This window comes from Vibrio gazogenes, assembly GCF_002196515.1.
GTDB lineage: Bacteria > Pseudomonadota > Gammaproteobacteria > Enterobacterales > Vibrionaceae > Vibrio > Vibrio gazogenes_A.
The window spans coordinates 2,063,137-2,078,201 of sequence record NZ_CP018835.1; the positions used below are offsets into that span (position 1 = coordinate 2,063,137).

At 47.8% G+C, this 15,065-nt stretch carries 10 protein-coding genes; 5 read left to right on the forward strand and 5 right to left on the reverse strand.

What is annotated here, in order from left to right; translation table 11 throughout:
- Positions 1–61: 61 nt before the first annotated feature.
- A complete protein-coding gene (locus tag BSQ33_RS22110) occupies positions 62–2,437 on the reverse strand; it encodes a phosphatase PAP2 family protein (RefSeq protein WP_269768101.1) in 2,376 nt (791 codons plus the stop codon).
- Between the two features lie 299 nt (positions 2,438–2,736).
- Between BSQ33_RS22110 and uvrD the strand changes: the two genes are divergently transcribed.
- Together uvrD and yqfB are read left to right on the forward strand one after the other, a co-directional pair.
- Positions 2,737–4,911 carry a DNA helicase II gene (gene uvrD / locus BSQ33_RS09315; protein ID WP_088133916.1) on the forward strand — a complete coding sequence of 725 codons (2,175 nt, stop codon included), beginning with the start codon at positions 2,737–2,739 and terminating at the stop codon, positions 4,909–4,911.
- Between the two features lie 26 nt (positions 4,912–4,937).
- Positions 4,938–5,255 carry a N(4)-acetylcytidine aminohydrolase gene (yqfB, locus tag BSQ33_RS09320; protein ID WP_088133917.1) on the forward strand — a complete coding sequence of 106 codons (318 nt, stop codon included), beginning with the start codon at positions 4,938–4,940 and terminating at the stop codon, positions 5,253–5,255.
- A 1,044-nt stretch (positions 5,256–6,299) separates the two neighbouring features.
- Here yqfB and ggt read toward each other — a convergent pair.
- The 3 genes from ggt to rarD all read right to left on the reverse strand — a co-directional run bounded on the left by ggt (position 6,300) and on the right by rarD (position 9,805).
- Positions 6,300–8,066 carry a gamma-glutamyltransferase gene (ggt, locus tag BSQ33_RS09330; protein WP_088133919.1) on the reverse strand — a complete coding sequence of 589 codons (1,767 nt, stop codon included), beginning with the start codon at positions 8,064–8,066 and terminating at the stop codon, positions 6,300–6,302.
- A gap of 115 nt (positions 8,067–8,181) precedes the next feature.
- Complete coding sequence (locus BSQ33_RS09335) at positions 8,182–8,838, reverse strand: LysE family translocator (protein WP_088133920.1); 657 nt, start codon at positions 8,836–8,838, stop codon at positions 8,182–8,184.
- Between the two features lie 55 nt (positions 8,839–8,893).
- Positions 8,894–9,805, reverse strand: a complete 912-nt coding sequence (gene rarD / locus BSQ33_RS09340) for an EamA family transporter RarD (RefSeq protein ID WP_088133921.1) — start codon at positions 9,803–9,805, stop codon at positions 8,894–8,896.
- Between the two features lie 219 nt (positions 9,806–10,024).
- Here rarD and recQ point away from each other — a divergent pair, with 219 nt between their 5' ends.
- Both recQ and BSQ33_RS09350 read left to right on the forward strand, forming a co-directional pair.
- A complete protein-coding gene (recQ, locus tag BSQ33_RS09345; protein ID WP_088133922.1) occupies positions 10,025–11,863 on the forward strand; it encodes an ATP-dependent DNA helicase RecQ in 1,839 nt (612 codons plus the stop codon).
- A complete protein-coding gene (locus BSQ33_RS09350) occupies positions 11,856–12,158 on the forward strand; it encodes a DUF3630 family protein (protein ID WP_088133923.1) in 303 nt (100 codons plus the stop codon). Before recQ ends, BSQ33_RS09350 begins: the two co-directional genes overlap by 8 nt.
- A 56-nt stretch (positions 12,159–12,214) precedes the next feature.
- Here BSQ33_RS09350 and BSQ33_RS09355 read toward each other — a convergent pair whose 3' ends face one another.
- Positions 12,215–13,303 carry a hypothetical protein gene (locus BSQ33_RS09355; RefSeq protein WP_088133924.1) on the reverse strand — a complete coding sequence of 363 codons (1,089 nt, stop codon included), beginning with the start codon at positions 13,301–13,303 and terminating at the stop codon, positions 12,215–12,217.
- Between the two features lie 602 nt (positions 13,304–13,905).
- Here BSQ33_RS09355 and BSQ33_RS09360 point away from each other — a divergent pair.
- Positions 13,906–15,045: a hypothetical protein gene (locus BSQ33_RS09360; RefSeq protein ID WP_088133925.1), complete on the forward strand. Its 1,140-nt coding sequence runs from the start codon at positions 13,906–13,908 to the stop codon at positions 15,043–15,045.
- Positions 15,046–15,065 lie beyond the last annotated feature (20 nt).

The window sequence follows — 15,065 nt, forward strand, 5'->3', positions numbered from 1 at the left end:
ATGCAAATAAAAAGCCCTGTGAGTCATCACAGGGCTTTGATTTTCAGTGCTAACTATCGTTTCACATCGATTGCGATTCAGCCCGCGGTGAAACCGTCACCGTTGCTCCGGTGCCGGAATAATCAACGCTCACATCATAAGCCTGGCCATTATTATCAGCCGCGGTCACCGTTTCAAAGGTCCCTTCCAGATGATTGGATGACAGCACGGTGTAGGTTGTTGCGGTTGTCAGTATCGGGACATTAAGCATAAGCTGGTTTGCCGTTCCGAGCAGGTAAATACCATTGGATGCATTCAGACGGGCGTTTTTGGTTAGATCTAGCTCTAACTTTCCGTCGGCCTGAACGAAGTCAGAAACAGTCAGCATGCCTTGAGTACGATCTGAGGCACCTGCTTTGATTGCCACCCCAACGGTACCACCCTGTTGATATAAGGTATTCGAACCAAATGCTGTGGCAGATGTACCGACCAAAAATCCGGCATTAACCAGTGTTCCGCCCCGATAAGTATTTTGCCCTTCCAAGTATAAAGAGCCTGTACCGCTTTTGGTCAGACGGCCCTCACCTGAAATATTGTTCCACCAGTGATCTTCTGCGTTAAATCCACCTTTTGCCGCATCCATAAACACAGTTGTATTGACATTGAAAGCACCGTAACCGTCAGCTGCATCAACCAGATTTAGGCGTCCCCATCCGCGTGATTTATTAATCACCGGATAATTTGAATCGATTTCAGTGGTTGCCAGCACGACACGACGCTGATTGCTATCCAGATAAGGGAAGCGGGTTTCCAGTAACGCTTCTGCACCTTTCGGCACTTCAGGCGCAAGTTTCGGTTCATTGAGTGGGCTGAAACCATAGGTCATATAAGCTTTGTAGCGGGCTTTCATCGCTGCATGATCGGCATAACGATCCGTTTTGCTACATGGCTTTTCTACATCGGTTGTACAGTGTGCGTAGTCATAAATACTATCATAACCAGCCGTTTTTGCTTTGGTCATAAAGTAGCTGTTGGCCTGACGGTAAGCATCACTGGCTGTGGTTTCATGACCCGTATCCGGATCGATCAGCGTAGCCGCTGTAATCGCTGTTGCCATGATCCGGCCGCCAATTACATCTAACGGGGAGTGCATACCGGCTACAATCCGGTTTTGCCCGAGATCTCCGGCACGAGCCACCATTTCAGCAAAACGCTCCGGAATGGCGTAAGCGTAGCCTAGACCGCGGTCAAATGCTTCTGCCGTATGACCACTCGGGAACGCACCGTCTTTTGCCCGGCTGGAAAACGTCTCGGTTGCCAGCGGAGAAGCATTGAAATCATAGCCCTCAGTGTAGCTGCCTCCGCTTGTTTCACGGTAAGTGCTCCGGGCGGCACAAATCAGACCGGACATGGGGGTAACAATTGGATTCGCCGGACGTTCGTAGTATTTGTCCGTATCTGGTGTCCCGTCCGGATTGAGACAGGTGACACGATCTAACTTGCTTAAGTCGGTGATGGTACTGTAAACCGATTTAGACGGGTCATTAAACTCAGCCACATCGTAGGTATCTTTGCGAATGCGCCACGGACGAGGGGATAGAAAATGATATTTTGGCGCTTCGCTGGATGCTCCGTGAGAAGCTATCGCATTGAGTAAATCGACCACATTGCTTAGTGCCGTTGGACTGCCCCCGTCAGTTGTGGTGCCGTATCCGGTTTGGATATGAGAGGCGAGTTTTTTGTTGAGGCCTTTATTATAATTTGCTGCGGTGACATCAACGGTGGTCACGTTGTCGCTATTATCTGTCAGCGTTACATTGTTGTTGCTGTCCGTCCCGTAGGATGAGTGAGAGTTGGCTCCGGTGCGGTAATCTTCGGTGAGCGGCCCCAAACCATCGTTAAGACTAAAACCTTTATCCCGCTGGTCATCCAGATAGGCGAAGACCAGAGCGGCTTTGTCATTGCGGTCAACGTCTGGCTTTGACTGGCCGGGGCGAGTCAGTGTCGTGACGTAATCAAAGTTTTCTTTCCAGATCGCCATATCGCGGATGACATCATTGGAGAAGTTAAACGGAATCGCAAATTTCTCTTTTCTTGAGACCCCTCCCGCCACACCACTGTTGCCATTGACGGCTGTCAGTGTATTGGAACCATTACTGGCCCAGGTATCGTCACCGGCATACCAGATATCATCAAAGCCACTCAAAATCTGAAGAAGCGGGTTTGAATCCGGGTCAAAGGCCACTGTGTTCTTGGTGTCATTGGTGGTTGAGATATTACCATCAACGACCGCAACATCGGTGCCGCTTAAGACCGGTTCACTGATGATCAAATTCCCCGATTTTCCTGTCGGAATCCCGGGGTTGGTATACGTTTTATCGGAGTGATTACATGCGGCCAAAGCCAGTGTGATAGCTGACAATGCCAGATATCGGGTATGAGATTTATCATTGAACATGAGAGGTATCCTTACTCTTAATTTAAGCGGCATGATCCCCACAACCTGGAAATTGTGTCAGGAAAAAAGGGGGCCGCGTTATATCGGGAACAAATAACGCACTGAGAATTTTCATTTTGAATTCAGCAAATTAGCATTGATATATGAATCAATTGTGACGTTTGTATGATGTATTGATGGCGGTGTCGGTGTGGTAAGAAACGAGAGTGATAGTACAAAGATCACAAAGACAGGCGAGCATTTGATGTCCATTTATGGTTATAATCGACACCCATGTATAAATAGCCAGTGATGTCACCATGATGGATCCCTCTCTCTTAATCGACGGTTTAAATGATAAACAGCGCGAAGCTGTTGCAGCCCCTTTGCAGAATTTATTGGTACTGGCCGGTGCTGGGAGTGGCAAAACCCGGGTATTGGTCCATCGCATTGCTTGGCTGATGACCGTTGAAGAAGCTTCACCGTTTTCAATCATGTCAGTGACATTTACCAATAAGGCCGCTGCCGAGATGCGTGGCCGGATTGAAGCGCTGATGATGGGCAGTGCTTCAGGAATGTGGAATGGTACTTTTCACGGTATCTGCCATCATATCTTGCGAGCCCACTATCTGGATGCCAAATTACCGGAAGATTTTCAGATTATTGATTCTGAAGATCAGCTGCGTTTAATTCGCCGGTTAATCAAAGCGCAGAATCTGGATGAAAAACAATGGCCGGCCCGTCAGGTTTGCTGGTGGATTAACGGTAAGAAAGATGAGGGGGTTCGGCCTCAGCATATCGATACCTATCATGATCCGGTGACCACGACTTATCTGCGCTTATATCAGGCTTATCAGGAGGCCTGTGACCGTGCCGGTTTAGTGGATTTTGCCGAAATTTTGCTCAGAACGCAGGAGTTGCTGCGGGAAAATCAGTTTATCCGCGAGCATTATCAGGCCCGTTTTAAACATATTCTGGTGGATGAATTTCAGGATACCAACAATATTCAGTACGCTTGGCTCCGGCTGATGGCTGGCCCCGATTGTCATGTCATGATTGTCGGTGATGATGACCAGTCGATTTATGGCTGGCGAGGCGCCAAGGTTGAAAATATTGAGAAATTTGTGCAAGAGTTTTCATCAGTCAACACGATCCGGCTCGAGCAGAACTATCGTTCCACCCAGACGATTCTGGAAGCCGCAAATACACTGATCGCTAATAACACCGAACGGATGGGGAAAAACCTATGGACGGAAGGACAGAAGGGCGAATCTATTTCGGTGTACTCCGCTTATAACGAGCTGGATGAAGCGCGTTTTGTGGTTAACAAGATTAAGATTTGGCAGGAGGAAGGCGGCGCATTGCAGGATAGCGCCTTACTCTACCGGAACAACGCTCAGTCGCGGGTGCTGGAAGAAGCGTTGATTCAAGCCGGTTTGCCCTATCGGATCTACGGTGGAATGCGATTCTTCGAACGACAAGAGATTAAAGATGCACTGTGTTACTTACGTCTGATTTCAAACCGCAATGATGATGCTGCATTTGAGCGTGTCGTGAATACACCGACGCGCGGGCTGGGCGATAAAACGCTGGAAACAGTCCGTTTCGCAGCGCGTGAACGTGGTTGTACGATGTGGCAGGCGTGTGTTCAGCTTCTGGAAGAAAAAGTGCTGGTGGGCCGTGCCGGTGGTGCAATGAGCCGTTTCGTCGAATTAATCAATGCACTGGAAGATGATACGTTTGAGATGGATTTGCACCGTCAGACCGACCATGTAATTAAAGCCTCTGGTTTGTATGCGATGTATGAGCAAGAGAAAGGTGAGAAGTCAAAAGCCCGCTTGGAAAACTTGGAGGAGCTGGTCACTGCGACGCGTCAATTTGAAAAGCCTGAAGAAGCCGAAGAGATGAGTATGCTGACGGCATTTCTGACGCATGCTGCACTGGAATCCGGCGAAGGACAGGCTGATGAATTTGATGATGCCGTGCAACTGATGACGTTGCACAGTGCTAAAGGTCTGGAGTTTCCGTTGGTATTTATGGTTGGTGTCGAAGAGGGGATGTTCCCGAGCCTGATGTCGGTTGAAGAAGCCGGCAGGCTGGAAGAGGAGCGCCGCCTCTGCTATGTCGGGATGACCCGGGCGATGAAGAAACTCTACATCACTTATGCGGAAATGCGGCGTTTATACGGGCAGGATAAATATCACAAACCATCACGTTTTATTCGCGAATTGCCGGAAGGCTGTCTCGATGAAGTGCGAATGAAAGCTCAGGTCAGCCGCCCGACCAGCACCGGCCGATTCAGCCAGAAAGTGGTCAAAGAGAGTTTCAATGAAACCGGATTTAGTTTGGGCAGTCGGGTGAAACACCCGAAATTCGGTGAAGGTACCATTATTAATTTTGAAGGGGCAGGGGCACAAAGCCGGGTTCAGGTCGCGTTTAACGGGGAAGGCATCAAATGGCTGGTAACCGCCTATGCCAAGCTGGAATCTTTATAATTTAACTGCCGAACAGGATAATGGTGATGCATCCGATTCCAACCCAAATCACATTTTTTGAGTTTCTGACCCCTTTTGTGGTTGAGGGGTTAAAAACGATCACGATTCGAGATCAATCTGAGAGCCATTATGTGGTCGGTTCGCAGGTTGAGGTGTTCACCTTGGAGACCCATCGAAAAGTGTGTGACATTGAAATTGTTGCGGTTGAGCCGCTTCGGTTTGATGAGATCAATCAAGACCATGCCCGGCAGGAATATCTGGAATTACCGGCACTGAAAGCGCTGATCCGGGAAGTCTACCCCGAAACGGATGAGCTGTTTGTGATTACATTTAAGCGTTTGTAATCTAAGATGAGATTCTTTATCCCCCTCAGCAACCAATAACGTAGCGGACATAATTCGATTACTTTTTATCCTTTTTCTCTCTTGGAAGTGTTTTGTTTTGACCCCATATCTGAAAGCGGAGGGGGTCAAAGCTGTTTGTTATGCTCGGAGAACAGCGACTAGCGCAAAGCAGAATAAGCTTTGATACCCGCAAAATGATTCAGTGCTCTTCGTGAGCTTATTGTTGGTCATCGTGAGGTAAATGCTATGCATCGTTGCTCATCAATCAAGTTTTCAATCGCAGAGTCCGGGTATTTACGGGGAATGCGCCCGACGCATCAGTGGCCGGCAGCAATGACTTTCCCTCATTTCCCGGGAGGAAAACTGTTCTCTATTGACAATCAGTTACCCAAACCGCCGCAGAGGGTGATATTGACTATCGATCTGTCTCAATTCTTGAAAGAGCGGGTTTTACATTAGCGCTGCGCTATCTGTCTGTGTCGGTCTCCTGTAAAAAAGAGGCGGAGACAAATAAGGAAAACCCCGGGAGCAATGCCCACCGGGGTTCTATTCTTTGCTTGCAGCCATCCTGCTACGATAAGTGCGTCCTGCATCTAATCCTTGATCAGTCTGCTGAATCCTTCAGCCGATCCTTCCATCGCCTTCCTAGCGGTGTCCTTGACGTCCTCGTCTGCTAACCATCCTGTTAGCACTGCCATCCTTGAAAAGTTCCCTGACATCATCCTGATGTAGTTACCCTTCCCGGGTGTGTCCATCTTCATCCCTGTTCGTGACCATCCTGTCAACGAATCAATTCCTTTCGATGTCCTTATGTCAACTCCCTGCTGACAAGTTATATACTACGGCTTTACGTGGATTCGGCAATCGTTCGGGATAACAGAATTTTGACAGAAAACTGATTGATAAACGTACTTTTCATTTTAATTCAGTAGCTTGGTTTTATTTTTGTGAGAATATCTTTAGTCTGAATCTCTATTGGCTCACTCATTTGTGAGAGATCTCTTACAAACGAGCGAGCTAAATAACTATGCTACTGGTTACATTCTATTCACCGATCGCCACGCCTTCTCGTCGTGGGTCAGCCGCGCCTTCAAGACCATCTTTGGTGAGGCGAATCGCATGAAGTCCAGAATTCAGATCGCGAACATTGACGTGATAGCCCATCTTCTCCAACGCGGGTTTGAGTTGTTCTGCGGTGGTGCCTTGTTCAAGATCGACAGGGCCAAAGCGATCGACAATATGCGGCATATTTAAAGCTTGCTGGATATCTTGTCCCCAAGTCAGATGCGCGATCAGTGCCTGAGCCACGTAGCCGATAATGCGACTGCCTCCCGGAGAGCCGATTGCCAGATAAGGCTGACCATCTTTCAGGACAATGGTTGGTGCCATCGAAGAACGAGGACGTTTGCCCGGTTCGACACGGTTCGCAACCGGGTTATCTCCGTCATGCGATTTGAACGAGAAATCTGTCAGCTCGTTGTTGAGCAAAAATCCCCGGACCATCAGACGAGAGCCAAACCCGTTTTCAATCGTGGTCGTTATCGATACGACATTACCGTCTCGATCAACAATATTAAAATGGCTGGTACAAGGCAGCTCGATGGCCTGATCCGTGCCGAGTTGCATGGCGTGCTGCCATGGCGGGCTTCCCGCTGAAACCTTGGTGAGGGCTTGACCAGGCTGAATGAGTTGTGCGCGTTGAGCAAGATAGTCTTGATCGACCAATCCTTGTGTTGGCATCGGCACAAAGTCTTCATCTGCCATGAACTTGCCGCGATCTGCAAATGCTAACCGTGAAGCCTCTGCGATAACCTGCCATGACTTCTCACTCATTGCGCCCCATTTTTTCAAGTCAAAATGTTGAGCCATTGAGAGGATCTGTCCGACAGTGAGGGCGCCCGAACTTGGCGGCCCCATTCCGCAGACATCATAGCCCTGATAGTCGGCACAAACGGGCTGGCGCTCTTTGATGGTATAGTTGTCAAAGTCTGTTTGTGACAGAACACCGGGATTGCCGGGCGCGTGCCGGACGGTTGCCACAATATCTTTAGCGATATCGCCACGATAGAATGCATCCGCTCCACCGTTAGCTATGGTCGTTAATGTCTGGGCATATGCCGGGTTTTTGAGCAGCGTACCGGCTGGTTTCGGATTTCCTTGAGGGTCAAAAAAGTAATTGCGTGTTCCGGGGTATCGGCTCAGGCGCTGAGTATCATCAGCGATTTGCTTGGCGAGACGCGGACTGATACGGAACCCTTGTTTCGCCTGTTCAATGGCGGGAGCAAAAAGTTTTTTCCAAGGCAGTTTGCCATATTTCTGATGGGTCTCCCAAAGTAGCTTCACGGTGCCGGGAGTGCCGACAGAACGGCCGCCAACAACGGCATCGTAAAACTGGAGTGGTTGCCCTTTTTCATCCAGAAAAAGTTCAGGAGTCGCCTGCACAGGGGCCGTTTCTCTGGCATCAAAAGTGGTGAGATGTTGTTTTTTCTGATCCCAGTAAACCATGAATGCGCCCCCGCCAATCCCTGACGATTGGGGCTCGACTAAACCGAGCATCAATTGTACCGCGACCATTGCATCAATGGCATTGCCGCCCTGACGAAGAATATCTGCGCCTGCTTTGGCTGCGAGTGGGTTTGCTGCTGTAACCATCCACTGCTTGGCATGAGTCAGCGTTTTGACATCATGGCCGGTGTTGATTTCCGGGGCGACAGAATCAGCAACCTGTGCGGCGTGGATATTTAGGGCCGTGAATAACCCTGAGAGTATGAGTAATATTTTTATTTTCACGAGTAAACCTCCATGTTGCATTAACATTTATGCAACACCAAGAATGACATCTCATGTCTTATAAATCCAGAGGCTTAACGTGATATGTTGCGGGTAACGCGTTGTTGAGTCACCCGCGTCAAAAACATGATGACAGTCATGTCAGTGAGGTGACTGCATGATAACCGATCATCAGACCGAGGACGGAGAAAATGATACCGCAGAGTCCATCAATATATACGGCTGCGGCGTGTAATTTATTTTGTAATCGCTGACTGGAAAGTAGCAACGCGAGGATAGCGAACCAGAAAAAGGACAACCCCCATAGTATGACCAGAGCGAGTATTTTTCCTGAAGCGGAAAAGTCAGCCGGGATCAGACTCGACATCAGACTGATGAAAAACACCAGTGCTTTAGGATTGAGGATATTGGTCAGAAAGCCTTTGGAGAAAGCCTGCTTGCGATTGTCCAGCCACAAAGACGCGGTCTCCGTCTCGGGTTGATGACGGGGCTTCCTGCGTTGATACAGGCTGTTCAAGGTGGACAGCCCCAGCCATGCCAGATAGCTGCCACCCGCGATTTGAATCAGCGCAAACCAAACCGGATGAGTATGGACGATGAGACTGATACCAGTCAGACTGAGAATCGAATGAATCAGAATCCCAAACGATAGGCCGAGCGCAATATAAATACCGGTTGTTCTGCCATAGCGGGTGGCATTCTGAATCACGAGTGCGAAGTCTGGCCCCGGGCTCATTAAGGCAATCCAGTGAATGCTCGCGAGCGTCAGGAGGATCTGGTATTCGTTGTTCATATTTGTTAGCGTTCCTCACCGTTCTTTGTGTCGTTTTTGCTTCAGTCTCAAAGGATTATTCTGCTATCACAACGACAGGGCGTTTGCGATGATGATTACGAATACCGTCATAGCTGAAGAGTATTAAAGCCCCCCAAATGAATAAAAACGTGGTCGCTTTATCGGGGCTAAAGGGTTCGCCATAAAAAACCGTTGCCAGAATAAACATCATACTCGGGCCGATATATTGGAAGAAACCGAGAGTCGAAAGTTTCATGCGAGTCGCGGCACCGGCAAAACAGAGCAGGGGAAGTGTCGTGACCACCCCCGCCATCGCAAGTAATCCATTGAGATGCAGTGAATTATCGACCAGATTACTGGTTGCGGAATTGGCAAAACCAAATAAATATATCAGGGCGACCGGGACTAAAATCAATGTTTCAATAAACAAACCATTTAATGCACTGACCATGACTTTTTTACGCAGAAGCCCGTAAATCCCGAAAGTACTGGCAAGTGCAATGGCAATGATCGGGATCGAACCGAACAGAATGAGCTGAATCACCACGCCAATGGTGGCGAGTGCAACGGCTATCCACTGTAGGATTCGTAGCCGCTCATTGAGAAACACCATCCCCAAAATTACATTGAGTAGTGGATTGATATAATAGCCAAGACTGGCATCCAGCAGATGATGATTATTAATTGACCAGATGAAAATCAACCAGTTGCCACCAATCAGCACTGATGTTGCGATTAAATAATAAATCTTGCGTCGATCTGAGATCAGGTTACGAATCATCGGCCATTGCTTTCCGAAATGCAGCAGTACCGCCAGCAGCAGAAAAGACCAGAGAATCCGGTGACAGATAATTTCTACCGGATTGATATGTTCGAGCATTTTGAAATAAACGGGTGCAATGCCCCACATTAGGTAGGCGGCTAGAGCAAAGAGCACTCCTTGTCGCGCTTGCTGTTCATCGTTCATAGTTGTACCGCTGAAGTTATTTTATGCTTAATAAAATAGGATGATATTGTGATAAGAGATGCATTATACACCACACCAGTGGATCTCCGGCATTGATTTGTTCCGCGTACTTTCGCGAGAAGGGTCGAAGAATTTATGGTTTTATTCCGCATCTAACCCCACTACAATAACCGCTGTGCGTAACCATTCTTCCGCGAAACCCATCATATTGAGTATTTCATGACCGCTGCATTGATTGCCGAACAAGACGACCACGCTCCAACCAGCTCAGAATCTGTACTGAATACCGTCTTCGGTTATCAGACGTTTCGGCTAGGTCAAAAGGATGTGATTGATGCGGTGCTTGCCGGACAAGACAGTCTGGTCATTATGCCGACCGGCGGCGGGAAATCACTGTGTTACCAAATTCCGGCAATCATGCTTGATGGTATTACATTGGTGATTTCTCCGTTGATCTCTCTGATGAAAGATCAAGTGGATCAATTGGTTGCCAACGGTGTCGCAGCAGCCTGTATTAATTCGAGTATGAGTAAAGAGGCGCTGATTGAGACGTATCAGCGGATGAATGCTGGGACTTTGAAATTGGTGTATGTCTCACCGGAACGGGTGTTAATGGCCGATTTTATCGAACGGTTACACCAGATGCAGATTGCGATGATTGCTGTCGATGAAGCGCACTGTATTTCCCAGTGGGGGCACGATTTCCGTCCGGAATATGCTGCTTTGGGCCAATTGAAACAGGCTTTTCCGCAAGTGCCGGTTATTGCCCTGACAGCAACAGCCGATGAATCGACGCGGCAGGATATCCAAAGCCGACTGCATTTAAAGGCCCCGCATATTTATCTGGGAAGCTTTGATCGACCGAATATTCGTTATGCGCTGCTGGAAAAACATAAACCAGTCTCTCAAGTCATTCGTTTTTTAGGCACTCAGCAAGGGCAGTGCGGCATTATTTATTGTGGTAGCCGGAAAAAGGTAGAAATGCTGACGGAAAAATTGTGTCAGAACCATTTTCGGGCCGCAGGGTATCATGCCGGGATGGATGTCGATGAACGCAATTATGTTCAGGAAGCATTTCAGCGTGATGATGTTCAGATTGTTGTCGCAACCGTCGCGTTCGGCATGGGTATCAATAAGTCGAATGTCCGTTTTGTCATGCATTTTGATATCCCTCGTAACATCGAGTCCTATTATCAGGAAACGGGTCGGGCAGGGCGAGATGGCTTACCAGCTGAGGCCGTGATGCTCTATGATCCGGCTGACATGGGTTGGTTGCGTCGTATTCTGGATGAAAAAGTGGATGGTCCGCAAAAGCAAGTTGAAAGTCATAAGCTCAATGCAATGAGTGCCTTTGCCGAAGCGCAGACCTGTCGCCGTCAGGTGTTACTCAATTATTTCGGTGAATATCGTGAACAGCCTTGTGGCAACTGTGATATTTGTCTGGATCCCCCGAAGATGTTCGATGCGACCAAAGAAGCTCAAAAAGCCTTGTCTTGTGTTTATCGGGTCAAGCAAAACTTCGGGATTGGTTATGTCGTTGAAGTATTGCGTGGAATGCAGAATATTCGGATTCGTGAAAATGGCCATGATCAGCTAAGTACCTACGGTATTGGCCGGGAACACAGTCATGATTATTGGGTCAGTATCTTCCGGCAGTTGATTCATAAAGGATTGTTGCAACAAAATATTACGCGGAATTCGACATTACAGCTGACGGAAGAAGCCCGGCCGTTACTGCGGGGAGACGTGGCGCTGGAACTGGCTGTCCCGCGTTTGGATACTGCGGTGAAAGCTTCCAAAGCGGAGAAGTTGAGCAGTAAGACCTATGATCGCCAGCTGTTTGCCAAACTACGCAAACTCAGAAAATCAATTGCAGATGAAGACGGGATTCCGCCTTATGTCGTATTCAGTGATGCAACGTTGATCGACATGGCCGATATTTTACCGACATCGTATGGTGAGATGTTAGCGGTGAGTGGTGTCGGACAAAGAAAGCTGGAAAAATATGCGGATCCGTTTTTGGATTTGATTCAGGAGCATTTGACTTATCATGGCTGAATTTTCTCTGCGTGAATATTTGGCGGATTCCGGTGTGCTTATTCTGGAGACCCCACATTTTGATTTCGATTCGTTTCCTCGTTTAGGTGCTCGACTGATTGAATTACTGCCCGCGTCGATTATCGAAAAACAGTGTGATGCAGATATTCACACTTGGCTGATTGATTTTGAAGGCACACGATTATTCCTCAAAGCTGAGCATTATGCCGGAGTCTTATGGCTTGAAGCGCTGAGTCCAGCAGCGGATCGCGAAATTACCGATTTTCTTGCCCATATGCTGACCAAAGGGCTGTGAATGTCATTTATTCCACGCTCCGCTATCTGTCCGGATGCTATCTATCCTAATTCAATCTACAGCGCATCATCGGTTTCGTAGAGATTATCCAGCGGATCTTTGGTATCGCCACCCGAAACTTGTTGTAAATGATCCGTGGTCGCCATCCAGCGTTTGACTTGTGCATTGCTCGCGGAGGCAGAAATACCCGGCAGACTACTATCTATAACGACCGGGGCCGGATAAATAATTGACCAGAGGTACAGCCAGATAGCTGCGTTATGCTTTTCTCCCTGCTGTGTCTGATTAAAGAAGCGGGTTTGTTGTTCCACAAAAGCGACCGCATTATGCAGGGCGCGGTTCTCGTCACCGATAAATGGTGTTGATGCGACCGCTGAAGTCCGATAGGAGTCGATCGCGATCCCTTTGGGTTTGAGACGACTGACCGCTTCCCGGGCTGCTTCACCAACCCAGCGACCATTCAAATAATCCTTACTGTGATTGGAGTAGAATGCATCCAGCAATGATACGCGTTGCGGCACGATGTTGTTGGCAATCTGACCCCGTTCAGCCAGTGTTGCCAGTCGATCCGCCAGCCGAAGCGCGACCTGATTTCCCAAACTGTGTCCGGCAAGGCGAATATCATTGCCCCGATATCCTTGCATGGCATTGAGATACTGTTGCAGTAATAACTCGGTGACATTCTCTGTTGGGCCTGTATGGTAGTTTCCGCGACTGTCGCGCCAGCGCATTTTTTTCGGCCCGTTGGCTGACCAGATTTTCGCTTCAGCATCTTTTAGCTCAGGTTCATCAGCGAACTGATCCCAATATAACATGGCCACATTATAGCCTTCGGCTCGCCAGAGGTTGGCAAAGTCGATATTGGGTGTCCCCCCGCCGTTTTCCCAGTAGACGGTTCTGTTTTGTTCAATCGTATGATTGGATTGCCAGCCATGAATCAGAATCAGTGTTGGTCTGGATGGATCATAATAGGTGCTGCCATTGCGGGTATCTTGTCCGCCTTTCTGATACTGGTCGTCGGCACCAAACCAATACAACCCATAACTCAGTTGATCAAAATCTTGTCTCGGAAAGACACCCGTTTTAGCGATAGCGCTGAAAGACAGACATACACTAGCGAAGTAGATGAAATATTTTTTTATCATAATTTATCCATAGGTCTAAGAAAGAAACTCGGTCTAAGAAGTAAGTCACTTGAGCAAATGCTCAAATGGATAAAAACGGCTTTATGTTCAAGTGTCTATAAATAATGTGTCTGTTTTCTATACGATCCTCTGTTTTCTATACCGGCTCACATTTATTGACCATGTTGCATATAGTTATAACGATAACAACCCTTGGATAAGTTGTTATTCCTGCTGTTTATTCATTCGAATTCCATCATTCATCATGTCGACCGCACTTTATCGAGGTAAAAAAGTGATATTCGTAACAATATTGGAAACCGGTTTCCAATATTTGTCCTGAATCTGAAAAATCGTGCTGATCACCACAATCTATTGTTGTTTATAGAATTAGACTGGCTTTGAACAATAACTGAGCTCTCGAGAAAAGGCTGTGGTTCTTTCGATATGATCGTTGCTGATGGTTGTTTCCGTATTTTGAAACGTTGCCAAATCTGTTGACGGTTGTGAGAACTGAGCATGATGGACCTTTGGTTTCAAGGGAACATGGGGTCAATTTCGGGAGGATGGTCTGAAACGATAGATAAAATAAAGACGAGAAAACTATGGACAGGAAAAAACAGATGGGACTGAAGGTACTCCCTGTAATGCTGGCAGCCTGCTGGTCATTCAGTTCAGTTGCTGCCGCAGTGGATAAAGCGGCGCTGGACACTCAAATCCAACAACTCGAACAGTTACATCAGCAATATCAGAGTGAACTACAAAAGCTGAAACAAGAAAGAATGGATTATGAAGAGTCGATGGACAGTGATTCGATTGCTTCGCTGAAAGCGATGATGGATCGGGTACATATCTTTGGTTTTTTCAGAGCAAAATACGATCACGATGATCGTGAACCGATTGGTTCCGGTGCCAATAACAAGCATTTCTATATGGATTTAGAAGGCAAGATGAAAGTCTCGGAAGACTGGAGTGCAAACTTCCAGATTGAGACCCGTAAAGGCTATACCGTCACGCAATCATGGCGTAATGGGGATAACGGTAGTAGTGACCAGGATGGGACATTACAGCGGATTTGGGTTGAAGGACGTCCCGGTGGTGTTGGTGTGACATTAGGGACAAAATGGTGGGGCTACGGATTTCAGGCCGTTCCGTTTGGTCATGCAGCCGACGGGGTTCAGCTTGATTATGACGTCTTGCCGGGGTGGAATGCCAAAGCATTCTGGCTGAGACCGAGACAGGGTGATTTGGTGACGATGCCTAACAGCTCTGATATTTCGATTGCAGGTGCCAACCTGACGGGGAGTTTGACCGATGATTTGCAGACCAGCCTGACTTTTGCGACGAACGACAACAAAAATGATGCACAGAAAATGGATCGGATGGGGGCATTTGAACTGCAATATCGCCTGACGGATGACATTCTTCTTCGCGGTGCGTTTGCAATGACGAATGCCGAGCATCATAACACTAGCCAAGAATACCGTATCGATTATAAAGATACTGATTTAGCACAAGTTGGATCATACGGACTTTATTTCCGCTATATCGATTTCAGAAGATATGGGGACTACTCTCATGATGATGAATGGGGTTCATTACCGAGTGATGCTAAAGGTGGCATTCTTGGGGTGAAATACGTGTTATTTAAAAATGTTGTTTGGGAAACCTTCTACTCCGTTCAAGAACGGTTCCGTTCCGGCGGTAGTGATGCAGGTGCCTATCGACATCTATTCCGTACACAGATTGATTTCCATTTCTAAGGAGGACACAAATAGATTGT